Source organism: Rhodopila sp., assembly GCF_965277825.1.
Classification (GTDB): Bacteria; Pseudomonadota; Alphaproteobacteria; order Acetobacterales; family Acetobacteraceae; genus Rhodopila.
The window spans coordinates 4,547,476-4,569,583 of record NZ_OZ255846.1; the positions used below are offsets into that span (position 1 = coordinate 4,547,476).

Below are 22,108 nucleotides of genomic sequence, written 5' to 3' on the forward strand. Positions count from 1 at the left end.
CGGCGAACCTCGCACCATCTTCCCCACCGGGCAACCACGGTCCACACTACTTCCGGGTCCACACAACGGGGGAGCACTACCCATGGCTGATCGTGTCGCCATCATCACCGGCGCCGGCAGCGGCATCGGCCGAGCCACCGCGCTCAACCTGCTGGCGGATGGCTGGTCGGTGGCGCTGGCCGGGCGGCGCCCCGAAGCGCTGCAGGAAACCGCCAGCATGGCGAAAGCCGGCAAGTCGCTGGTGGTGCCGACCGACGTCACCGATCCCGGCCAGGTTGACGCCTTGTTCGCCAAAGTGAAGGCGGCGCACGGAAGGCTGGATACGCTGTTCAACAACGCCGGCGGCAACGTGCCGACCACCAACTTCGGCGACTTCACCTTCGAGATGTGGCGCCATGTCTGCGCCATCAACCTGGACGCCATGTTCCTGTGCGCCAACGCCGCGTTCCGCATGATGCGCGACCAGCAGCCGCAGGGCGGCCGCATCATCAACAACGGCTCGATCTCGGCGCACAACCCAAGGCCCGGGTCGGTCGCCTACACCTCGACCAAGCACGCCATCACCGGGCTGACCAAGTCGATCGCGCTGGACGGACGGCAATACGACATCTGCGCCAGCCAGGTGGACATCGGCAACGCCGCCACGCCGATGACCGCGCGCTCCGCCAACGGCCAGATGCAGCCGCACGGTCAGATGGCGGTCGAGCCGCGCATGGAGGCCGACCACGTCGGCAAGCAGGTGGCGTTCATGGCCGCCCTGCCGCTGGAATCGAACATCCAGTTCGTCACCATCATGGCGACCAAGATGCCCTGGATCGGCCGCGGCTGAGCGCGCGCGGACCCAAGGTCTGGGCGGCGACGAACGGCCGCCTCGCCGATCGCGGATCAAAACCCGGACTGCGGCCACCGGCAGCCGCGCCGATCGCGGATCCAGACCCCGACAGCGGCCATCGGCAGCCGCGCCGATCGCGGATCAAGGACCGGACGGTGGCCATCGGCAGCTTTGGGACAGCCCGCGCTCAGTACGGCCGATCGCCCTTGATGGTGACCCGATAGCCGGAGCGAAGCTGCGGATAGTAGTCCCACATCGCGATGTGCTGCACCGCGCGATTGTCCCAGAACGCGATCGAGTGCGGCTGCCAACTGAACCGCACCTGATAGGCCGGCTTGGTGCAGTGCGCATACAGGAAGTCCAGCACCGCGCGGCTTTCATCCTCCGCCAGTTCGTTGATCTGGGTGGTGAAGTTCTCGTTGACGAACAGCGCGCGGCGCTTGCTCACCGGATGCGTCCGCACCACCGGATGCACGGCTTGAGGAAACACCCGGTGGCGGTCGTCCACCCCGTTCAGGCGGTTGGTCCGGCGATACGAACGCTCCCCCGAATGGGTCGCCGTCAGACCGTCGAGGAAGGCTCGGAACGGCGGTGTCAGATCGTCGTACGCCGCCGACTGGCTGGCGAAGATGGTATCGCCGCCGGTCTCCGGCACGGTGTGCAGCGCCAGGATGCTGCCCAGCGGCGGTTCCGCGTCGCACGACACGTCGGAGTGCCAGCGCTCGCCGTTGGCCCGCTTGGAGTTGGCATCGGTGTGGATCGGCAGGATCTCGGGGTGGCCGTCGGGGCCCGGGGTGTTGGGATGGATGTGCAGTTCGCCGAAGTGGCGGCCCAGCGTCTTCTGCTGCTCCAGGCTGATCTTCTGGTCGCGGAAGAACAGCACCTGATGGTCGGCCAGCGCCGCGTGCAGGTCCTCGACCTGGCGGTTGCTGAGCGCGGCGGTCAGGTCGAGGTCGGAGACCTCGGCGCCCAGCCTGGGCGTCACCGGTCGTACCCGGATCGAAGCGTAGGTCATCGCGTGGTTCCTCCGTTTCGGAGCGTCGGTTGCTGGACGCTCGCTGATGCTGAATTGTTGATCGGAACCCGGACTTTCAGCAAGCCGCCGACCACGCCCAAGAGGTGAGCGCATGACCCAGACCAGCGATCCCGACCTCGCCGCCGCCGCGGCGCTTCGCCTGATCGGCCCCGATCCGGCGAACTGGGTTCCCGACCGCGCGGGCATCGACCACAACGTCGTGCTGGTCGGGGCTGGACAGACCGGATCGGCGCTGGCGTTCGCGCTGCGTCGCGCCGGCATCGGCAAGGTGGCGGTGATCGATGCCGCCGCCGACGCGGCGCACGCCGGCGGGTGGCTGACCGCGGCTCGGATGAACCTGCTGCGCACGCCGAAGAACCTGCCGGGGCCGGAGCTGGGCATTCCGGCGCTGGGGTTCCAGGCCTGGTATGAAGCGCGGCATGGGCAGGACGCCTATGCCGCGATGGAGCGGATCCCGCGCCTGGCATGGGCCGAGTACCTTGGCTGGTATCGGCGGTTCCTCGACATTCGGGTGCGCTATGGCTGCCGTCTGCTGCGCATCGAGCCGGCCGGGGACTGCTTTCGCCTGCATCTGGCGATCGACGCAGGCGAAACGGTCGAGACCGCGCGCAAGGTCGTGCTGGCGACCGGGTTCACCGGCAATGGCGGGGCGTATATCCCTCCGGTGCTGGCCGGGCTGCCGGCCTCGGTGCTGTCGCACACCGAACGGGCGATCGATTTCGCGGGCTTGCGCGGCAAGACGGTGGCGGTGGTCGGGGCCGCGGCGGCCGCGTTCGATGCCGCCGGCGTGGCGCTGGAGCACGGCGCTGCCTCGGTACACCTGTTCGCTCGGCGGCCGTCGATCGCCTCGGTCCCGGTCACCCGGGTGCGCGGCTATCCGGGCGCCTACGACAACTACCGCCATTTGCCGGACGCGGTTCGCTGGGATCAGGCCATCCGCTTCCGCCGCGCCGGCTCGACCCCGACGATCGATGCGATCGAGCGCGCTGTCGGTTTCGCCAGCTTTCACCTCCATCTTGGCGCGGTCTGGCAGCAGGCGGCGGTGGAGCACGGTCGGGTGGTGGCGGAGGTCTCCGACGGAGGCTACCGGTTCGATCATGTGATTGCCGGCACCGGCTATTTCGTCGATCCGTCGGCGCGTCCGGAACTCGGCGGATTTGCTGACCAGATCCTGCTGTGGCGCGACCGGTATCAGCCGCCGGAGGATCAGCAGGACGCGTTTTTGGGCGCCCATCCCTATCTGGGGGACGGGCATGAGTATCTGCCGAGGACCCCGGGGCGGGCGCCCTACCTGCGCGACATCCATGTCCACAACCCGGCCGGATTCGTCAGCTTCGGGCTGCCGATCGGCGACGTGCCCAGCATGCGGCGCGACATTCCGCTGGTGGCGGCGCGGATCAGCCGGGATCTGTTCCTGGCCGATCTAGACAGCCACCAGGCGCGCATGGCGGGAACCGTCGCAGCGGACTTTCCGGAGCAGGCTTACGCGTCGACGGTGTGGCGGCGTCAAGAGCGGCAATCGGGTTGAGCCTGGCGCGCTTGGGCGCAGCGGGCTGCGGCGCGGCGGGCTGGGGCGCGGCGGGCTGGGGCGCAGCGGGCTGCGGCGCGGCGGGCTGGGGCGCGGCGGGCTGGGGCGCGGCGGGCTGGGGTGTCGGTCAGGCCACGACGTCGAGCGGGATCGCCTCGGTCGCCTGGCGTTCGGAGGCCAGAGCCAGCCGCACCACGATGGGCCGATGGTCGGAGGCCTCGCGCAGCAGGGCGCGGGCTTCCAGGCAGGCGACGCCGCGGATCAGGCAGCGGTCGACACGCAACGGCACCATATCGCCGGCGACATGGGTGGGTTCGCGCGGTCCAACGTCGCGAAATCCCGGCAGCAAGGGCGGCCCGATCAGGTTGTAGTCGCCGACCACCGCCGATCGGTACGGCAGCACCTTGGCGATGCGGCGGAGCTGGCGGCGGTTGAGGATCTGACCGTGCGAAAGATGCACGTTGGCGACGGTGATCGAGCCGAACTGGATGATCTGGCAGATGCGGTGGAACATCGCCCCCGCCTGCAGCGGCATCACCACCGGGCGGCTGAGCAGCGGCATCGGGGTCCACACCGCCAGGCCATGCACCCGGCCGGGCAACTGGTTGCGCTGATACTGGCCGCCTACTTTGCGGGTCAGTCCGTCGATGTCCTGTGTTGCCTCCTGCATCAGCAGGATGTCGGGGTCTTCGCGGCGGATCAGCCGGACAATGTCGTCGAGCGAGGCGCCGGTCAGGCGCAGCAGGTTCCAACTGATCAGTTTTGTCATTGCGATACTTAAATGGGCCTGTGCGGTGAATGAGACAATGATGCTGTCTGCATGGCTGTCCTCTCGGTAGCAAGCAGAAAGTGCGCCGCAGCGCCAGTCCCGGGCCGATTCGGGCTGGTCCGGGGCGCCGCGATGGCGGCCGCGCGGGCGGTGGCGGTGGGTCCGGTCACAAGTATGGCAGCATCAGCCGAGCGGCGGCGTCGCGCAGGGCCTTGGGGAGTGAGCGGGCTTCGAGGTCGGCCTGGGTAAGTTCGGGGCCGCGGGCGTGCTGCATCAGTTCGGTCAGCCGGGAGGCGAGGTCGGGGTCGTAGACTTCCACGCACAGCTCGAAGTTTAATCGAAACGAGCGGATATCCCAGTTGCAACTGCCGATCAGGCACCAGTCGTGGTCTACCACCATGAGTTTAGAGTGATGGAACGGCGGCGGACTTTGCCAGATCCGGACGCCGTCGGTGAGCAATGGCCCGATGTTGGCCTTGGTGGCCCAGTCGACCAGCCTGTGGTTGCTGTTTTGCGGCACCAGCAGCTCGACCGCGACGCCGCGCATGGCGGCCAGGGCCAGGGCGGTGATCAGGCGCTGGTCGGGCAGAAAATAGGGTGTCATCACCGCGATGCTGGTGCGGGCGCAGGCGACGGCCTGGAGCACGGCGAACTCGATCTTTTCCAGATCCTCGTCCGGGCCGGAGTCGATCACCCGAGCCAGCGGGCCGTCGCGTTGGGGGATCGGCGGCAGCCAAATGTCGCCTTCGAGGTCCTCGTCGGTGACGAAGGACCAGTCCTCGGCGAAGGTTTCGGCGAGTTGGGCGACGACTGGGCCGTCGAGGCGGAAATGCAGGTCCTGCACCGGGTGGCGGGTGCGGGCGGCCATGACGTTGTCGTCGGCGATGTTCATGCCGCCGGTGAAGCCGATGGTGCCGTCCAGCAGCAGGACCTTCTTGTGCGAGCGCAGGTTGATGAACGGCATGCGCCAGGGCAGCGACGAGTGCATGAAGCGGGCGGCGGCGACATCGTGGCGTCGCAGGCGGTGATAGGCGGGGGAGCGCAGCCAGCCGCCGCCGACGCCGTCGATCAGCACGCGGACGGTGACGCCGCGCGCCCGGGCTGCGGCCAGCGCGGCGATGAAGCGGCCGCCCCACTGGTCGTCCTGGAAGATGTAGGACGACAGGCCGATGCTGACTTTGGCCTCGGCGATCGCTTGCAGCATGGCGGGATAGGCCTGGTCGCCGTTCTGGAAGGCTTGCACCGTGGTGCCGGGCAGCAGATTGCGGCCGGCGATGCGGCCGTTGCCGCGTTTCAGCGCATCGAGGTCGGCCTCGAGGTCGGGGGCGGGCCAGGCCGATCGGGCGGCGGATTCGCTGTCCTGCGGGCGCAGCTGGCGGGCGCGGCGCCTGACCCGGTTGACGCCGAACATCAGGTAACTGATGGCGCCGAGGATCGGGGCGAACCAGACCAGGCCGATCCAGCCGACGGCGGAGGCGACCTCGCGCTTGTGCAGCAGGATGTGGATGGTGGCGGCGATGGCGAGCACCAGGCCGATCGTCAGGGTGACGTCGGCGCGCAGGTGCAGCAGGCTTTGCCAGAGTTCGTTCATGGCGGCTTTGGTGGGATTGGATGCATGGGCGGGTGAGTAGCTTATTTTCCGGCGGACGGCGCGCCCGGAAATTGCCTTTTGCGGAGCGTGGCGACAGTGGGTCGGTTGCGGAACCGATGCGGGGCGGCGCACGTTCGGGTAAGGGCTGAACAGGCGGGAGGGCATCGTGGACCGGATCAAGATTCTTGACCAATCGTTATGGCATCAGGTGCCTCGGGAGGTGATCGCGGAGGCCGAGCATGCGGCGAAGGAAGCGCCGGTGTGGATTGCTCGCCAGGGCAACGGCCATATCGTGGCGATGGACGGTCCGGGTGATCCCGAAGTAGCGACCGGTGACGTGATGTTCATTGCCGAGGTCGCGCCCAGTCGGGGTTGATGCTGCCCGGCGGCCGTTGTCTCGTCCGGTGGGCTATTTTGGTTGCGTTGGGGTGGTCGGCGTTGGTTTCGGGGGTTGGTCCCGTGCGACGAGGCGTGGCCGGGTCACGGACGGGTTTGATGAGCGTCTGAGGGGTCTTTTCGGCGTCTGGGCTTGGTGCGATGCGGACGGCGGCGGTGTTGCGGCGGTTCAGCGGGTCGGCGGGGTGGCGGAGCCGAGGTCGCCGGCCCGGAGGCGGGGCGGGACGTTGCCGGAATAGAGGTCGCCGGCGGCGCGGTTCAGCACGGCGGCGCGGGCTCGGGCGGCGTCGCGTTCGGCTGGCGGCAGGTCGGCCAGGCTGGCTTCGTATTCGTTGGCGACCACGGTCATCGCGGCGCCCCAGAGTTGCTGGAAGTCTTGCGCGCTGAGGTCGGCCTCGGTGCGGGCCGGGACTGGCGGTCGGTGCGAGGTTGCCGCGGCCCGGGTGGCTGCCGCCTGGGTCGTACGGTGCTGGGGCGCGACGGACAGGGTCGCGACGGGCTGGGTCGCGGCGGTCGGGGTCGGGACGGCTTGGCGCGCGACGGGCTGGGTCGCGGCGGTCGGGGTTGCGGCTACAGGGGTTTGGGCGGGCTGGGTCGCGGTGGTCGGGATTGCGATGACCGGGGTCTGGGCGGCCTGGGTCTGGGCGACCTGGGTCTCGGCGGCCTGGGTCTGGGCGGCCTGGGTCTGGGCGGCCTGGGTCGGGACGGCGGAAGTGGTCACCGCGGCACGGACTGGCGCTGGGTCGCGAATGGCGGCCGGCGCGGTCGCCGCCGGCGGGGCGGCGGGGTGATCGGCGGCGGCGCGGGCCTGCAGCGCTGCATCCTGCTGGCGGACGGCGGCGCGGCGGGCGATTTCCTCGGCGTGCTTGCGGTCGGCCTCGGGATCGGGGGTCGGGCCGGGTTCGGGTTCGGGGGCGAATATCGGATCAGCGGGGAACACCGGGTCGGGGACTGGGGCGGCGCGGTTCTTCTCCAGCGCTCGGCGGTTGCGATCGCAGGCTCGGTCCGAGGCATTGGCGCTGGCGCGCAGCCGCAGGGTCATGGACAGCGAGATCTCGTCCGACATCGACAGGCAGGCCGAGCTGACCGAGGCCAGGCCGTGGGCGACGATCTGGGCCACCGCGATCAGGTCGACATGGCTGCGGGCGCGGTAGGCGTTGACGGTCTCCAGCGCCGCCATGCGGGCGAAATCGAGGTTGCCGCAGCAGACGCCCAGGAACATCGGGGCGAGCAGGGTGACGATCAGGTGCAGCAGGATGTCGCCGGGCTGCAGGTCGAGGTTGGAGGCCGGAGGTGGTTCGGCGGTGGTTGCGGACATGAGCGGCTGACTGTTGTTGGGTGGCTGGGGTTGTAGCTGGGGTTGCGGGCGGTTGTCAAGGAATTATTCCTACGGTGTGCTTTTAGTCCGTGATTTGAGGCGCGCGATTGGGTTGATTTTTCCGGGCATTTGGGCGGAGGGAGCGGCCCCGGCATTAGTTACGGCGTGTGGTCAAGCCGAATGGCGTCGCGGGATTGTCGCGGCCGCGGGTCGATGGCGGTTTGATGTGGCCGGCGGGTTTCGGACGGATTTTCGGGCGTTGTCAATTTGCTGGTTGCAGTATTGCACGTCGTAAGTGGCCCGGCCGCGCTCGGCCATGACACAGGCGGGAGGCTGGGACATGGCGGGGCGCGACGGGGCTGAGGGACACGGCGCGATTTGCGGCTGGCGCGACTGGCGCGGCGGCCCGGGACAGCGTGGGCTGGTCGGGATACGGTTCAGGGACCGGCGCGGCGGACCGGGACAGCGTGGGCTGGTCCGGACACCGTGGGCGGACCGGCGCGGCGGACCGGGACAGCGTGGGCTGGTTGGGGACACCGTGGGCGGACCGGCGCGACGGGCCGGGACAGCGTGGGCTGGTCGGGATACCGTGGGCGGACCGGCGCGACGGCCCGGAACAGCGTGGGCTGGTCGGGACACCGTGGGGGACCCGGCGCGGTAGTCCGGGACAGCTTGGGCTGGCCGGGCGCCGTTGGGCGCGACGCGAGGGGACGCGGCAGAGCGGGACGGGCGATCAGGCCCAGGGGTCGACGATGACCTTGGCGTGCTTTTCCGGATTGGCCAGTTCGGCGAAGGCGGCGCTGACACCTTCGAGGCCGACGGCGCCGGTTATCATCGGGGTGACGTCGATCTTGCCTTCGGCGATGTGGCGCAGGCTGTCGGCGAACTCCTGGGCGGTGTAGGCGAGCACGAACTGCAGGTTGAGTTGCTTGACGATGCCGAAGAACGGCTCGAACCGGTCGGTCTGCATGCAGACGCCGACGACGACGATGCGGGCGGCGGCGGGGGCGCCCTCGATCACCTGCTGGATGACGCCGGGCACGCCGACGCATTCGAAGATCACCGCCGGGCGCTGTTTGGGGCCGATGCCGAACAGTTGGGCGTAGCGGCTGGGGTCGTGGCCGGGCGGGGTGGCGGCTTGTTGCCAGCTTTGGTAGGGCGAGGCCTCGGCTGGGTCGACCACGACATCGGCGCCCATTTTCAGCGCCAGCTGGCGCCGGGCGGGGGAGAAGTCGGCGGCGATGATCGGGTGCAGGTCGCGGATCGCCAGGCCGGCGATCACCGCCAGTCCGACCGGGCCGCAGCCGATGACGAGGGGCACGTCCTCGGGCGCCAGGCGGGCCTGCTGGACCGCGTGCCAGCCGACCGCCATGGGTTCGGTCAACGCCGCGGCGGCGGCGGAGAGGCCGTTCGGCACCGCCAGCAGCATGCGGTCGGCCAGCGGCATGTATTGGGCGAAGCCGCCGGCGATGTCGTTGGAGTAGCCGATGCCGTGCACGGTCTCGCCGGCCAGGGTCATCGGCATCGAGCAGACCAGCGTGCCGGGGGCCAGGCGGGTGGGGCTGCGCGGGCCGTAGTCGACCACCTCGGCACAGAATTCGTGGCCGAACACCACATCGCGGTCGGCGTCCATCGCCCAGCGGTTGCCGGCGCGGCGTGCCAGGTCGACGAATTGGTGGGTGTGGCTGGCGGCGTGCAGGTCAGAGCCGCAGATGCCGCAGGTTCGGGTGCGCACCAGCACCTGGCCCTCGACGGGGGTGGGGTCGGGCAGGGTGTCGACGACGATGGAGCCTTGGCGAAAGACCGCGGCGCGCATGGTGGTTTCCTCCTTTTTGTGATTCCGGTGGAGTGGTGATTTCGGTGGGCTGGTGATTCCGGCGGGCTGGTGGTTCCGGCGGGCTGGTGGTTCCGGCGGGCTGGTGGTTCCGGCGGGCTGGTGGTTCCGGCGGGCTGGTGGCTCTGGCGGGCTGGTGGCTCTGGCGGGCTGGTGGCTCTGGCGGGCTGGTGGCTCTGGCGGGCTGGTGGTTCTGCGGGCTGGTGGTTCTGCGGGCTGGTGGTTCTGCGGGCTGGTGGTTCTGGCGTGCTGGTTCTGGCGGCCTGGTGGTTCTGGCGGGCTGGTGATTGGGGTGGGGCGTGGGTCGGTTGTGGGGATTCCAGGTTATCGCAGGGTGATCTGGCAGAGCCTGGCTTCCAGGGCGTCGAGCACGGTATCGGCGGCCAGTCGGGGCAGCCGCAGCGCCAGGCGGGAGCGTTTCGGGGCGATGCGGCGTGGCCGGGCGCGGTCGCCGCCGAGCTCGCGCACCAGTTCGTCTACGGTGGCCAGGCCGTCGATCAGGCCGGCGGCGAGGGCCTGCTCGCCCAGCATGTAGCCGCCGTCGAACAGGGCGTCGTCGGGGGCCCTCAGGCGCGGCCCGCGGCGGGACTTGACCCACTGTTTGAAGCGGACGTGGAGTTTTTCCATCAGGTCCTTGGCGAAGGCGACGTCGTCGGGGTTCTCGGGGCTGAACGGGTCGAGCCGAGCCTTGTGGGTGCCGGCGGTGTAGAGGCGGCGTTCGACGCCGAGGCGGTGGAGCAGGTCGGGGAAGCCGAAGCCGCCGCCGACCACGCCGATCGAGCCGACCACGCTCATGGGGTTGGCGTGGATCTCGTCGGCGGCGCAGGCCAGCCAGTAGCCGCCGGAGGCGCCGACCTCACGGATCACGGCGTGGACGCGCACCCCGGCGCGGTCGGCGTGGCTGCGGATCATGCCGGCAATCAGGTCCGATTGCACCGGCGAGCCGCCGGGGCTTTCGATGTCGAGGATGACCGGGCGGCGGCCGGTGGAGGCGAAGGCTTTCTCGATCAGCGGGCGGGCCGAATCGGCGTTCAGGGTGCCGGCTCTTGTGGCGATGATGCCGTGCAGCACGATCACGTTGAGGCGAGGGCGACGCCAGGGCAGTAGGCTGGTGCCGCTCATGCCTGGCGATCCTGCATTGGGCGGTCCTGTGTTGGGCGGTCCTGTGTTGGGCGGTCCTGTGTTGGGCGGTCCCATTCTGGGCCGGCCCGCAGTTCGGCGAGGCCGTGCCGGGCGGTGCCGTCGGCGGTGAAGTTGGATGGGTCGAGCCAGGCCAGCAAGGCGTCGCGGCGGGACGGCCACTCGTCGCCGACGATGCTGTACCAATCGGTGTCGCGCTGGCGGCCCTTGCTGATCCTGTGCATGCGGTGGCGGCCTTCGTGGGTGAAACCGAGGCGGGTGGCGGCGCGGCGGGAGGCGGCGTTGAGTGCGTCGCACTTCCACACCAGGCGGCGATAGCCGAGGTCGTCGGCGGCGAGCTTCAGCAGCAGGAAGATCGCCTCGGTGGCGGCGCGGGTGCGCTGCATGCGGGGGGCGAACCAGATGCCGCCAAGCTCGATGGCGGCGTTGCGGGGCTGGATGTCGATCAGCGCCAGCCAGCCGGAGACGACGCCGGTGATGACCGGGCGGACTGCCCAGACCATCGGGTCGTGGTCGGCGGCGGCGTCCATCACGTGGCGCTCCATCGCCTCGGCCGAGGCGAACGGGCCGTAGCCGAGATAGGTCCAGCTGGCGTCGGCGCCCTGGGCGGCGTGCCACAGCTCGTTGACGTGGCGGCGGTGCAACGGCTCCAGCGTGGCATACTGGCCGCGGATCGGGATGCGGGCCGGTAATGGCCGTGGGGTGGTATCGACGAGCGGGCCGATCGGCGGGGGATCGTTGTCGGCGGCCTGGCGATCGGCGGCTTTCGGATTGGCGGCTTGATTGGCGGCTTGGGGATCGGCGAGCGGAGGATCGTCGGTTTGGCGCGCGATCCTTGGGGGCGCGATCTGGCAGGGCATGGCGGCATCCTTGGTTTCGTGGAATACGGTGGCCCCAGTGGCGGCCGACGACAAGCCGCTGCCGCGCCTTGGCCGGTTGTCAGGGTGGCCACTTTCTGTTGGGGAATCATGAATGTTTCGTAGAGTACTTCTTGTCACCGCGTTGTCCGTGGTGCTGGCTTCGGCCGCCTCGGCGGCGACGGTAAGCTATACGGCTCGGTTGTCCGGCCGGGCCGAGGTGCCGAAGACCGACTCGAAGGGCAAGGGCAGGCTGAAAGCCGAATTCGATACGACATCGAAGGTGCTGAATTACACACTGAGCTTCGAGGGGCTGAGCGGTCCGGCCACGGCGGCGCATATCCACGGGCCGGCGACGCGGGCGCAGAGCGCGGGCGTGGTGGTGCCGCTGGGCGAAAAGAACCCGACCAGCCCGATCACCGGTTCGGCGACGTTGACCGAGGATCAGGTGAAGTATCTGCAGTCGTCCAAGCTGTATGTGAACGTGCATACCGCGGCCAATCCCGGCGGCGAGATCCGGGGCCAGATGATCGGGGTGCATGCCCGGCGCAAGGGCCGCCCGGCGGCGACGGAGAGCGGGACGGAAGCGCCGTCAGCCTCTGCACCGGCCGAGTCCACGCCGCCCGCCGCGGCGCCGAAGTGATCGGCTGACGTTGGACCGCCCCGGCCGTCGCCGGGGCGGTGGCTGCCACGGGCGGGGGGCGATCCGGCTTGGCGCCCCCGGTTTGGCCCGACCCGGGCTCAGGCGTCGGTTGGCGTGATCAGGCTGGCAAATCGCGCGGCTTCAGAACGGCAGCAGGATATCCATCATCTGCTGACCCCAGCGGGCGCGCTGCAGGTCGGTCAGTTGTCCCTTGCCGCCGTAGGCGATGCGGGCTTCCGCCATACGGTCGTGCTGCACCGTGTTGTCGGAGGCGATGTCCTGCGGACGGATGACGCCGGTGACCTTGAGTTCGCGCAGTTCGCTGTTGACCAGGAATTCCTGTGAAGCGGCGACCACCAGGTTGCCGTTGGGCAGCACCTGGGTGACGATCCCGGCCAGCCGCAGGGTGACCGCCTCGTTGCGCTGGATCTGGCCGGTGCCGACATTGCTGTTGCCGCTGCTGGCCGATAGCAGCTTCGACGGGTTGACCGCCGCCGGCACGATGGCCTCGAGCCCGAACAGATTGGGCAGGCCGGCGGATTCGGAGCTGGCGCGGGTCGCCGAAGTGACGTTCTTCAGGTTGGCGGCGTCGTTCATGTTGACCAGGACGGTGACGATGTCGCCGACCTGAGCGGCGCGCTGGTCCTTGAAGAAGGCGCGCGAGCCGGAGCGCCAGAGCGCGTTGGCCTCATTCGGCGATGGCCGCGCGGTCGGCATCGGCATGGTCAGCGGGCGCCATTTGGGGTCCTTGGTGGGGTCCTCGGTCGGCGTCATGGCGGGGTCGCGGCCGACGTCGGACAGCCGGCTGAGCGTGCCGCAGGCGTTCAGCGATACCACCATCATTGCGAGCAGAAGGATGCCGCGCAGGGTCGCGAACGGGATCATTGGGCATCCACGCGCTGTTCATAACGCGGCGGCTGGCGGGGCAACGCGGGCGGGGCATCGGGGGTGACCCGCACCTGGCCGGGGCCGATCACCTGGGCGAACAGGTAGGCGTGCGAGGTCATGTTCTGCACCCGGATGCGCTCGCCGTCGGCGCCGGCATCGAGGGCGATGGCCTGGCCGGTGACCGACAGGCCAGAGGAGGCAAGCTGGATCAGGACGGTGGCGCCGCGCTGCACCAGCGGCGGGCGGACCAGATCGGCCAGGCGCAGCGGCTGACCGGCGGCGAGCGGACGGCGCAGTTGCATGCCGACGACCTGGTCGGGGGATCGCGCGACCTCATCCGCGAGCGAGGCGTGGATGCGGGCGAGGCGGATGTCGTCGGGGCGCAGTATGGTCTCGGGCAGCAACCGGGTCACTGCCACGGGTGCATCGACGACGGCGTCGGCTCGGCCGCTGATCCTGCTGTCGATCGGGTCCATGCCGTCGGCGGTGACGGTCAGGGCGGCGGTGAAGCGGCCGCTGTTGGGGTCGTATTCCAGTTGCGAGACGGTGGCGCTGGTTTTCGCCTCGACCGGAACGATCGGGGCGATGAAGCCGGGCAGGTCGATGTCTAGGTCGTCGGCGGCGCCCCCGGCGGTGATGGCGAGGCGCACCGCCTCGACCGCGATTTCCTTGCGCAGCGGGCGGCCGGGCCATTCCAGCACGGCGCGGTCGGCGCGCGAAACCGAACGCCAGGCGACGTCGAACTGGCGGGCGATGGCGTTGAGCTGGGCGGCTTCGACGATGATGCGCCCGCCGGGGGTGGGGCCTGGGCCGAGCACTCGGTCGGCGTTGACGCCGGCATCTTCGAACAGGTCGCGGAGATAGACGTTGGGGCCGTGCAACGTGGTCATGTTGCGCAGCGCGGCGGCCTGGGCCTGGGCGCAGACCAGCAGGCCGAGGACGACAACCAGGGTGCGCATGGGATCAGCGCAGGTTGGTCAGGGTGGACATCATCTCGTCGCTTGAGGTGATGACCTTGCTGTTCATTTCGTAGGCGCGTTGGGCGGTGATCAGGTTGGTGATCTCGGTGACCACGTTGACGTTGGAGGTTTCGATGAAGCCTTGCTCGACCGAACCGAAGCCGGCGGTGCCGGGGTTGCCGGTGACCGGGGCGCCGGAGGCGGCGGTCTGCATCAGCAGGTTGGCGCCCTGGGCGTCGAGGCCGGCCTCGTTGGGGAAGGCGGCGAGTTGCAACTGGCCGATGGTTTGCGGCGCGGTCTGGCCCTGCAGGGTGACCTGGACCTGGCCCGAGGTGTTGATGGTGACGCCGGTGGCGGCCTGCGGGATCTGCAGGCCCGGTTGTATGGTGTAGCCGTCGGCGGTGACCATGGTGCCGTCGGCGGCGAGCGAGAAGGTGCCGTCGCGGGTGTAGGCAGTCTCACCGTCGGGCAGGGTGACCTGGAAGTAGCCGTTGCCCTGGATCGCCATGTCCAGCGTGTTGGAGGTCTGCTGCAGGTTGCCCTGTTCGTTGATGCGGTAGATCGCCGCGGTCTTGACGCCGAGGCCGACCTGGGCGCCGGAGGGCACCACAGTGCCGCTGTCGGAGCTGTTGGCGCCGACCCGGCGCAGGTTCTGGTAGATCAGGTCCTGGAACTCGGCGCGCCGGCGCTTGAAGCCGGTGGTGGTCATGTTGGCCATGTTGTTGGAGATGACTTCGACGTTGGTCTGCTGGGCCTGCATGCCGGTGCCGGCGATATCAAGCGAGCGCATTGGGTGGTCTCCTGTGGCATTTTGTCACGATCCGGGTTCGGTTCGCACCGGGCCCGGTGGTTAGTCACGATCCGGGTCGGTTCGGACCGGACCCGGTGGTTGGTCACGAAGCCGGGTTCGGTTCACACCGGACCCGGTGGTTGGTCACGATCCGGGTTCGGTTGGGACCAGGCCCGGTGGTTAGTCACGATCCGGGTTCGGTTCGGGTCAGGAACCGGAGCCGGAGGGCAGCAGCTTGTCGATGGTGTTCTGCTGGCGGTCGCCCTCGGCCTGCAGCAGTTGGGTCACGAACTGGAACTGGCGCACGTCGTCCATCATGCGGGTCACCTCCATGACCGGCTGGACGTTGGAGTCCTCGATCGCGCCTTGCACGATGGAGGGCGCGGCGACCGGGGCGGTGGGTGAATCGGAGACGAAGTTGGTGCCGCCCTCGGCGCGCATCTTCATCTGGTCGGCCGGCTGGACGATGCCGATCTTGCCGAGCTGGCCGTTCTCGGTGGTGATCGAGCCGTCGCCGGCGATGCTGATCTGGGTGTCGGTCGGGGCGAACTGGATCGGCTTGCCGTTGGTGTCGAGCACGGCGTTGCCGCTGCTGTCGGCCAGGGTGCCGTTGGGCAGCAGGCCGAAGCGGCCGTCGCGGGTCAGCCGGGGGCCGGTCTTGGTGTTGACGGTGAAGTATCCGTCGCCGGTGAGCGCCAGATCGAGTGGGTTTGCGGTATGGGTCAGGGTGCCGGGCTGGGATTCGCGATAGGTCGCGCGGTCCTGTGCGTAGGTGATGCCTTTGCTGCCAGGGGTGCGGGCGGTTCCGGTCTGCGGGTCGATCCAGTCGCTGAACTGCACCCGTTCGGAGCGAAACCCTGGGGTGTTGGCGTTGGCGATGTTGTTGGCGGTGACGTCCATCAAGCGCTGCTGGGCGACCAGACGCGAGGCGGCGAGGGATGTGGTGATGTCCATACGGCGTTGTCCGAGCGGTCCGGGCTGGACCCGGGCTAGATAACAGCAAGCGCCATGCCATGGGCGGACGGGCGCTGATAGTGGCGGTGGCCGCTGGATGCGGCGGCCGCGTTGGGCGCTGGTGGGGCGGCAGAATCTGCCGCTGCGGCAATGATTGCCGGATGGTTTTTGGGTCGGTTGCGGTGACACGGCGGCGGGCGCGGCGATCGGGCTGTCGGCTTTGTGCGCCTCGAAGCGGATCGCCTGCATCGGAGCTGCGACGGTTTGTCGCCGAACTGCCGCTGCGTTGCCTGAGCGATGGCTTCTCGCCCCCGCAAGCACCTCAAGCTTGCGCGTCTACCATTCCGCCACGACCGCACGGTGGTCGGCAGGCGCGGCACATGCTGGACCATCCGGGGCTGGTGGCCGGCAAGCGGGAGCCCCTCGGACGAGCTGATGCCGCCGCGCCGGCGGATCTGACCGTCAGATCAAGTCCATATTTTTACATCCGACCCGACAGCGGGCTGCCCGACAGGGAGCCCTGGGCGAGGGCCGGAAAGTCGGATACCGTTTGGCGTCGTGGCAGCACCGAATCACGCTGAACAGATAGCGGCGGCGGGTCGGGGTCATCGCATCTGGATTTTCTGTCGGCGTTATTCGCCGGACGCGGCGGGACCGTGAGAAGCGGTTTGGAACCGCGGACGCACGCCGATGCACGCCGATAGATGCATTGGGGATAGGAGTGACGCTGAAAACTGGGTTCAAACAGCTTGCAAACGTTTCCGAATCCGTGGTTTCAGCATCCTGCGTTTGAGGGAGGTGCAATTGGCCGGGCGGCCGGTCGGGGTCATCGTATTGGGATTTTCTGTCGGTGCTATTCGCCGGACGCGGGTGACCAAAAGATGCGGTTTGGGACCTTAGTTGCACGCCGATGCACGCCGATCGGGGTTACGCTGAAAACTGGGTTCCTGGCATATCATGTCGTTTCCGCATCCGTGCTTCAGCATCGTGGGTTTGAGGCAAGTGCAATTGCCCTGGCGGCCGGTGGTCAGCACTTGATACGCGTGGCGATCGCCGGCATCGTTGGCGTTCTCGAACATCACGCCAAATCGGCAGACCGACGGGTCGAACGAGCGGTCGGGAAATCGTTGCGCGGTGGCCTGGGCTTGGTGACGGGCCACTTCCTGGCCGGCGCCGAATTTGGTTCGAGCCACCGCCAGCATGTCCGGGTCAAGTCCGGTCGGGGTCATTGGGGCGTTGGAGGCAAGGCTATCGCGCAGCGCGCGGGTTACGATACCGGCGGCGGCCGCCGTTTCCCGGACCCGCGACGCCGCGGCGCCCGATGCCGTTCGGCGGCCGGGGACTGCCGGTTGCCCGGCCCCGGCTGCCGGCTCGGCAGGCAAGCAGCGCCGCGCCGATGCGAACCCGTAGCCAAACGCGGCCATGCGAACCCGTAGTCATGCGAACCCGTAGTCTGGTCCAAAATACGTTCTGGCTGCTGCTGATGGCGGTCGCGCTGTTTGCCTCCGCGGGCGACTGGCGCTGGCCGCAGGCTTGGGTGTTCCTGGCGGAAAGCGCGGTTTCCGCGGTTGCGGTCAGCACCTGGCTGGCGCGCCATGACCCGGCGCTGCTGAGGTCCAGGCTGTCCGGATTCCATGCCGACCAGAGCTTCTGGGATCGCTTGTTCATGGTTGGCGCCTTCGTGGCATTCATGCCCTGGCTGGTGCTGGCGGGACTGGACGCACGCCGCTTCGGCTGGTCGGCGATGCCGCTGGCGTTGCAGGGCCTCGGCCTGGTGCTGATCGCTGGGTGCATGGTCCTGGTGTGGCTGGTGTTCCGCAGCAACAGCTTCGCCGCGCCGCAGGTCCGCCTGCAGGCCGAGCGCGGGCAGACCGTGATCAGCGGGGGGCCGTACCGGTTTGTGCGGCACCCGATGTACAGCGGCGCGCTATGCTACTTTCTGGGCGTTCCGCTGCTGCTGGGTTCGTGGTGGGCGCTGCTGCCGGTGCCGCTGTTCGTCGCCGCCCTGGCGGCTCGGGCGGTGGCCGAGGAGCGCATGCTGCGCCGCGACCTGGCCGGCTACGACGCCTACGCAAGCCAGGTCAGCTACCGCTTGCTGCCTTGGGTGTGGTGATCATTCCTCGTTCATCTTGCGCTCGATTTCCTCGATCTCGGCCTCGACGCGCTTGCGATCCGCCACCGACTCGGCGCCGCCATAGATCGATCCGTCCTCGGTCGCCGTCTTGAGCGCCCGGCGGATCAATTCGCGCTCGCGGAAGGTTAGCCTGCGCATGCAATCCGCCCCCTTATCGCAGGGTCATCGGCCAGGGTGATCGGCCGGGGTCATCGGTAGATCGGCGCGTAATAGGTAGGCGGAGGATAGTATACCGGCGGCGGCGCGTAGTAGACCGGCGGGGGCGGGTAGGCGAACGGGTAGTATCCGAAGCGATAGCCATAGCCGCCATAGCCGCGGCCGTAATAGCCGCCATAGCCGTAGCCGCGACCGTAGCCGTAGCCGCGCGCATATCCGCCGCCGTAGCCGTAGCCGCGACCATAGCCGCCGCCATATCCGCCGCCATAGCCATGGCCATATCCGCCGCCATAGCCGTGGCCATATCCCCCGCTGTAGCCGTGGCCGCCGCTGTAGCCTTGGCCGCCGCCGTAGCCGTGGCCCCCGCCGGTACCGCCGCGTGCGTCCGCCGGCGTGGCAACGCCTAGCGTCACGACCAGACCAAGGATCAGTCCGAGCGCGTTCGCAGCGCCGCGCCCACTGCGTGCTGCCAGCCTACGCCCCGGCTGCCCACGTGCCGCCGCGCTGCATCGACGCATCGCCATTTGGACCATCCTGCTGCCATTGTTGCAGGATAAACGAAGCGGCGGCGGCGGGCGAGAGGCTTGTCGGCAAGCCTCGGATATGTGTTTCACACCGCATGACCGATCCGATCCACGTCATTGGCGCCTCAGGGCGATCGGGACTGGCGCTGTGCCGATCCCTGCTGGCCGCGGCGATGCCGCTGGTCCCGGTGGTCCGGACCCCAGCGAAATGGCGCCAATCCGAGCTTCCGGGCAACCCCCGCCAGGCTGATCTGGGCGCGCCGGATGCGCTGCGGGCGGCGTTGGGCGATGCCAGCCGCATCGTGTGCTGCGCGCACGCCCGCCACGCCCCGGCGATCATCGCCGCGGCACCGGCCTCGGCGATGCTGGTGCTGCTGGGCAGCACCCGCAAGTTCACCCGCTGGCCGGACGCGCACGGCAACGGGGTGGCGGCGGGCGAGGCGGCGCTGCTGGCCTCCGGCCGGAACGGGGTCATGCTGCATCCGACGATGATCTACGGCGCCCAGGGCGAGAACAACGTGCAGCGGCTGGCCGCCCTGCTGCGCCGGCTGCCGGTGCTGCCGCTGCCGGGCGGCGGGCGGTTCCTGCTGCAGCCGATCCACCAGGACGACGTCACCCGCTGCATCCGCGCTGCCCTGGCGCGCCGCTGGGACGGCCCCAGCAGCCTGGTGATCGCCGGCCCGGAAGCAGTCCGCTACGCCGACTTCGTGCGCGCGGTCGCCGCCGCGGCCGGGCTGCGTCAACCGCTGATCCTGCGGTTTCCCGCCGCGCCGCTGATCCTGGCGGCCAGGATCACCCGCCACCTGCCGACGCTGCCCACGGTGCAGCCGGAAGAAATCCGCCGCCTGCTGGAGGACAAGGCGTTCCGCATCGACGCGATGCGCGATTTGCTGGGTGTCGAACCGGTTCCGCTGGCAAAAGGTCTTGCGCTCACCTTCGCCCCACCGCAACAATCAAGCTGACCGCGGAGCCCACCATGCCGATCAGCAACAGCATCGCCGCACTGCACCCTGAGATGACCGCCTGGCGGCGCCACCTGCACGCCGATCCGGAGCTGTCGATGCAGGAAATCCGCACTTCCGCGATGGTGCGCGCCAAGCTGGCGGAATTTGGCGTCGATGAGATCATCTCCGGCATGGCGACCCACGGCGTGGTCGGGGTGATCCGGGCCGGAGCATCGGATCGCGCCATCGGCCTGCGCGCCGACATGGACGCGCTGCCGATCCATGAGGAAAGCGGCCTGCCGCACGCCAGCCGCAACCCCGGGGTGATGCATGCGTGCGGCCATGACGGGCACACCTCGATGCTGCTGGGGGCGGCGAAATACCTGACCCAGACGCGCAACTTCGACGGCACGGTGTATCTGATCTTCCAGCCGGCCGAGGAATTCGAGGGCGGCGCCAACGTCATGGTCAAGGACGGCCTGTTCGAGCGCTGTCCGATGCAGAAGGTGTTCGGCCTGCACAACTGGCCGGAAATGACCGCCGGCACCTTCCTGTGGCGAACCGGCCCGGTGATGGCGGCGGTCGGCTTCTTCGAGATCACTGTTACCGGCAAGGGCAGCCATGGTGCCTCGCCGCATCAAGGCATCGACCCGATCATGGTCTCGGCACAGATCATCGGCGCGCTGCAGACCATCGTATCGCGCTCGATCGAGCCGATCGAGGGCGGGGTCGTCTCGGTGGGCAGCATCGCCGGCGGCGACGCTTACAACATCCTGCCCGAACGCGTGGTGATGAAGGGCACCGCACGGTGGTACCAGCCGAAGGTCGGCGACCAGATCGAGGCCGGCATGACCCGGCTGGTTCGCGGCATTGCCGACAGCTTCGGCGCCAGCGCCGAGCTGCGGTTTTTCCGCCACGCCCCGGCGACGGTCAACGACGCGGAGGCGACGGCGCTGGCGCTGGACGCGGCCAAGGCTGTCGCCGGCGCCGATCGGGTGTGCGAGATGCGCGCCCCCACCATGGGCGGCGAGGACTTCGCCTACATGCTGAACGCCAAGCAGGGCGCCTACCTGATGCTGGGCGGCGGCCGCGGGATCGACGATGCGCTGCTGCACCACCCGAGATACGACTTCAACGACGAGATCCTGCCGGTCGGCGCGGCGTGGTGGGCCACCCTGGTCGAGCAGCAACTGGCCAAGCCGGGCTGAGCGTTTCGCTACGGTAGCGGCTGCAACACAATCTTCACGCCGACCTCGCTATCGCGCTATCTGGCCGCTGGATTAGCTGCCGTTTGCCCGCGGCCGTTGCCAATCGGGCTGCGGCGCGGTCCGTACCGGGCGCCGATCCGCGTTGCGCCTGCCGCCAGCCGCGCTACACTCCGGCGTTCTTTGTTTGCAGCGAGCACGCCTTCGATGATTGATCCCAGACTGCGCCAGATTACCGAACTGCTGACCCTCAAGGCTGACGGCATGTATGGCCTCAGTGCGGTCAACCAGCGCCAGCACGCGTTGCAGGCGTCGCAACTTGCGCAGGACAGCGGTTGCCCGGACTCGCTGGTCGCCGCCAGCCTGCTGCACGATATCGGGCATCTGGTACACGAGCTTGGCGACAACCCGGCCGAGGCCGGCATCGACGACCAGCACGAAGAGCGCGGCCACCAGTTCCTGACCGCCTGGTTCGGCCCCGAGGTCACCGAACCGGTGCGCCTGCATGTCGCCGCCAAGCGATATCTGTGCGCCACCGAAGCGGATTATTTCGCCAAGCTGTCGAAGGATTCGGTGGTCAGCCTGTCGCTTCAGGGTGGCCCGATGTCGGCCGAGGAAGTGGCCGCGTTCGATGCCCTGGCGCAGTCCGCCGATGCGGTTCAGCTTCGCCGCTTCGACGAACAGGCGAAGGTGAAGAACCGCGAAACGCAGCCGGTTCAACACTTCCTGCCGGCGGTGGCGCGCTGTCTGCGGCCGCTGAACTGATCGGCCCGACGCTACGAGCCGCGACTTGCTGAACCGCGGGTGACGTCCCGGTTCGAAACCTGCCGTGGTCGCCCTGCGGAGCGCCACTAAACATTGATACAGCGGCGGCCGCCCGGCCTAAATCGATAGCGCGCTCCGGTGCGCTTTGTGCTCCGGCTTTTCCAGGAAACGCGCGACCCCGGGCAGCGCTTTCAAGTCGGTCACCTCCTGCTCGGTGGGCAATTGCGGCCGGTCGCGCGCCACATTGACCATGCAGAGGAAGCCGAGCGGTTCATGTTCGGAGGCGCGGAATTGGTGCCAGGTCCAGGACGGGATGCTTACCAGATCGAGCGGCTTGACCGACCGGATTTCCGCCCCGACCAGACACTCGCCATGTCCGCGGAGCACCATCACCGCGTGGGCGTGCTGATGGCGTTCCAAGGTCGAGTAGCCGCCGGTCCCAACCTCGAAATAGCGCAGTTCGCAGCCCAGGCCGTCCGCGTGGAACAGCACTTGCCGTGAGACGTCCTTGAACGGAGCGCTGCCATCCTGCTTGTATGGCTGATACGCCACCCCGTCCCAGCGAAAGCCTTCGAGAGCCGGGCGGAAATTCGGTTGCTGTTCATTATCCATCGCTAAACCATGGTCGCGCCGGACCGGACGTTCAAGGCCAGTGAGCCCCCCTGGCAGGGCAAGGAAAAGTCCCGCTACTCGCGCTCTGGGGGGCCTATGGCGTTCCCGCTGCGGTCTGTTCCTTGCGCCCCCGGCACGGTCTGTTCCTCGCGCGCCCGGCGCGGCCTGTTCCTTCCGCTTCCACACGCATCAAAACCCAGCCGACACCAGCAGCGTCAGCATCGCAAGCTCGC

The 22,108-nt window shown here is 68.8% G+C and carries 23 protein-coding genes; 8 read left to right on the top strand and 15 right to left on the bottom strand.

Translation table 11 applies throughout. The features are described from left to right. Positions 1 to 82 precede the first annotated feature (82 nt). A complete protein-coding gene (locus ACQY4T_RS21930; RefSeq protein WP_428535013.1) occupies positions 83 to 829 on the top strand; it encodes an SDR family oxidoreductase in 747 nt (248 codons plus the stop codon). Positions 830 to 1,019: 190 nt separating this feature from the next. Here the strand turns inward: ACQY4T_RS21930 and ACQY4T_RS21935 are convergent, their stop codons facing one another. Next, the gene (locus ACQY4T_RS21935) at positions 1,020 to 1,847 is read right to left on the bottom strand and encodes a TauD/TfdA dioxygenase family protein (RefSeq protein ID WP_428535015.1); all 828 of its coding nucleotides are present in this window, start codon (positions 1,845 to 1,847) and stop codon (positions 1,020 to 1,022) included. A gap of 112 nt (positions 1,848 to 1,959) precedes the next feature. Between ACQY4T_RS21935 and ACQY4T_RS21940 the strand changes: the two genes are divergently transcribed. Continuing rightward, positions 1,960 to 3,396 (top strand): NAD(P)-binding domain-containing protein, encoded by a 1,437-nt coding sequence (locus ACQY4T_RS21940; protein WP_428535017.1) that lies wholly within the window; start codon positions 1,960 to 1,962, stop codon positions 3,394 to 3,396. Between the two features lie 127 nt (positions 3,397 to 3,523). On the opposite strand, the gene ACQY4T_RS21945 is transcribed toward ACQY4T_RS21940, so the two are convergent. Next, complete coding sequence (locus ACQY4T_RS21945; RefSeq protein WP_428535019.1) at positions 3,524 to 4,165, bottom strand: endonuclease/exonuclease/phosphatase family protein; 642 nt, start codon at positions 4,163 to 4,165, stop codon at positions 3,524 to 3,526. 166 nt (positions 4,166 to 4,331) lie between these two features. After that, a complete protein-coding gene (locus ACQY4T_RS21950; protein WP_428535021.1) occupies positions 4,332 to 5,756 on the bottom strand; it encodes a phospholipase D-like domain-containing protein in 1,425 nt (474 codons plus the stop codon). A 166-nt stretch (positions 5,757 to 5,922) separates the two neighbouring features. Here ACQY4T_RS21950 and ACQY4T_RS21955 point away from each other — a divergent pair, with 166 nt between their 5' ends. Then, entirely contained in the window at positions 5,923 to 6,132 is a 210-nt protein-coding gene (locus ACQY4T_RS21955) for a hypothetical protein (protein ID WP_428535023.1), read from the top strand. A 189-nt stretch (positions 6,133 to 6,321) separates the two neighbouring features. On the opposite strand, the gene ACQY4T_RS21960 is transcribed toward ACQY4T_RS21955, so the two are convergent. The 4 genes from ACQY4T_RS21960 to ACQY4T_RS21975 all read right to left on the bottom strand — a co-directional run bounded on the left by ACQY4T_RS21960 (position 6,322) and on the right by ACQY4T_RS21975 (position 11,304). Next, positions 6,322 to 7,470, bottom strand: coding sequence for a hypothetical protein (locus ACQY4T_RS21960; protein ID WP_428535025.1), 1,149 nt, complete (start codon positions 7,468 to 7,470; stop codon positions 6,322 to 6,324). 733 nt (positions 7,471 to 8,203) lie between these two features. Then, positions 8,204 to 9,286, bottom strand: coding sequence for a zinc-binding dehydrogenase (locus ACQY4T_RS21965; protein WP_428535027.1), 1,083 nt, complete (start codon positions 9,284 to 9,286; stop codon positions 8,204 to 8,206). 342 nt (positions 9,287 to 9,628) lie between these two features. Continuing rightward, positions 9,629 to 10,426 (bottom strand): S49 family peptidase, encoded by a 798-nt coding sequence (locus tag ACQY4T_RS21970; RefSeq protein ID WP_428535029.1) that lies wholly within the window; start codon positions 10,424 to 10,426, stop codon positions 9,629 to 9,631. After that, positions 10,423 to 11,304 carry a GNAT family N-acetyltransferase gene (locus ACQY4T_RS21975; protein WP_428535031.1) on the bottom strand — a complete coding sequence of 294 codons (882 nt, stop codon included), beginning with the start codon at positions 11,302 to 11,304 and terminating at the stop codon, positions 10,423 to 10,425. Before ACQY4T_RS21975 ends, ACQY4T_RS21970 begins: the two co-directional genes overlap by 4 nt. Before the next feature lie 112 nt (positions 11,305 to 11,416). On the opposite strand from ACQY4T_RS21975, the gene ACQY4T_RS21980 reads away from it, so the two are divergent. Then, entirely contained in the window at positions 11,417 to 11,944 is a 528-nt protein-coding gene (locus ACQY4T_RS21980) for a CHRD domain-containing protein (protein ID WP_428535033.1), read from the top strand. A gap of 141 nt (positions 11,945 to 12,085) precedes the next feature. Here the strand turns inward: ACQY4T_RS21980 and flgH are convergent, their stop codons facing one another. The 5 genes from flgH to ACQY4T_RS22005 all read right to left on the bottom strand — a co-directional run bounded on the left by flgH (position 12,086) and on the right by ACQY4T_RS22005 (position 16,959). Then, positions 12,086 to 12,829: a flagellar basal body L-ring protein FlgH gene (gene flgH / locus ACQY4T_RS21985; protein WP_428535035.1), complete on the bottom strand. Its 744-nt coding sequence runs from the start codon at positions 12,827 to 12,829 to the stop codon at positions 12,086 to 12,088. Beyond that, positions 12,826 to 13,791, bottom strand: a complete 966-nt coding sequence (gene flgA, locus ACQY4T_RS21990) for a flagellar basal body P-ring formation chaperone FlgA (protein WP_428535037.1) — start codon at positions 13,789 to 13,791, stop codon at positions 12,826 to 12,828. The genes flgH and flgA overlap by 4 nt, the downstream gene beginning before the upstream one ends. 4 nt (positions 13,792 to 13,795) lie before the next feature. Next, complete coding sequence (flgG, locus tag ACQY4T_RS21995; protein ID WP_428530701.1) at positions 13,796 to 14,581, bottom strand: flagellar basal-body rod protein FlgG; 786 nt, start codon at positions 14,579 to 14,581, stop codon at positions 13,796 to 13,798. Positions 14,582 to 14,788: 207 nt separating this feature from the next. Then, a complete protein-coding gene (locus ACQY4T_RS22000; RefSeq protein ID WP_428535039.1) occupies positions 14,789 to 15,535 on the bottom strand; it encodes a flagellar hook-basal body complex protein in 747 nt (248 codons plus the stop codon). 896 nt (positions 15,536 to 16,431) lie between these two features. Then, positions 16,432 to 16,959 (bottom strand): class I SAM-dependent methyltransferase, encoded by a 528-nt coding sequence (locus ACQY4T_RS22005; protein ID WP_428535041.1) that lies wholly within the window; start codon positions 16,957 to 16,959, stop codon positions 16,432 to 16,434. Between the two features lie 14 nt (positions 16,960 to 16,973). Here ACQY4T_RS22005 and ACQY4T_RS22010 point away from each other — a divergent pair, with 14 nt between their 5' ends. After that, on the top strand, positions 16,974 to 17,648 hold the full coding sequence (locus ACQY4T_RS22010; protein ID WP_428535043.1) for a methyltransferase family protein: 675 nt from the start codon (positions 16,974 to 16,976) through the stop codon (positions 17,646 to 17,648). Here ACQY4T_RS22010 and ACQY4T_RS22015 read toward each other — a convergent pair whose 3' ends face one another. Next, complete coding sequence (locus ACQY4T_RS22015) at positions 17,649 to 17,807, bottom strand: hypothetical protein (protein WP_428535045.1); 159 nt, start codon at positions 17,805 to 17,807, stop codon at positions 17,649 to 17,651. Positions 17,808 to 17,857: 50 nt separating this feature from the next. Continuing rightward, positions 17,858 to 18,349, bottom strand: coding sequence for a hypothetical protein (locus ACQY4T_RS22020; protein ID WP_428535047.1), 492 nt, complete (start codon positions 18,347 to 18,349; stop codon positions 17,858 to 17,860). Positions 18,350 to 18,444: 95 nt separating this feature from the next. On the opposite strand from ACQY4T_RS22020, the gene ACQY4T_RS22025 reads away from it, so the two are divergent. From ACQY4T_RS22025 to ACQY4T_RS22035, 3 genes are all read left to right on the top strand, one after another. Continuing rightward, a complete protein-coding gene (locus tag ACQY4T_RS22025; RefSeq protein WP_428535049.1) occupies positions 18,445 to 19,311 on the top strand; it encodes an SDR family oxidoreductase in 867 nt (288 codons plus the stop codon). A gap of 14 nt (positions 19,312 to 19,325) precedes the next feature. Then, complete coding sequence (locus tag ACQY4T_RS22030) at positions 19,326 to 20,501, top strand: M20 aminoacylase family protein (protein ID WP_428535051.1); 1,176 nt, start codon at positions 19,326 to 19,328, stop codon at positions 20,499 to 20,501. Between the two features lie 204 nt (positions 20,502 to 20,705). Next, a complete protein-coding gene (locus tag ACQY4T_RS22035) occupies positions 20,706 to 21,263 on the top strand; it encodes an HD domain-containing protein (RefSeq protein WP_428535053.1) in 558 nt (185 codons plus the stop codon). Between the two features lie 117 nt (positions 21,264 to 21,380). Here the strand turns inward: ACQY4T_RS22035 and ACQY4T_RS22040 are convergent, their stop codons facing one another. Continuing rightward, on the bottom strand, positions 21,381 to 21,875 hold the full coding sequence (locus ACQY4T_RS22040) for a cupin domain-containing protein (RefSeq protein ID WP_428535055.1): 495 nt from the start codon (positions 21,873 to 21,875) through the stop codon (positions 21,381 to 21,383). Positions 21,876 to 22,108 lie beyond the last annotated feature (233 nt).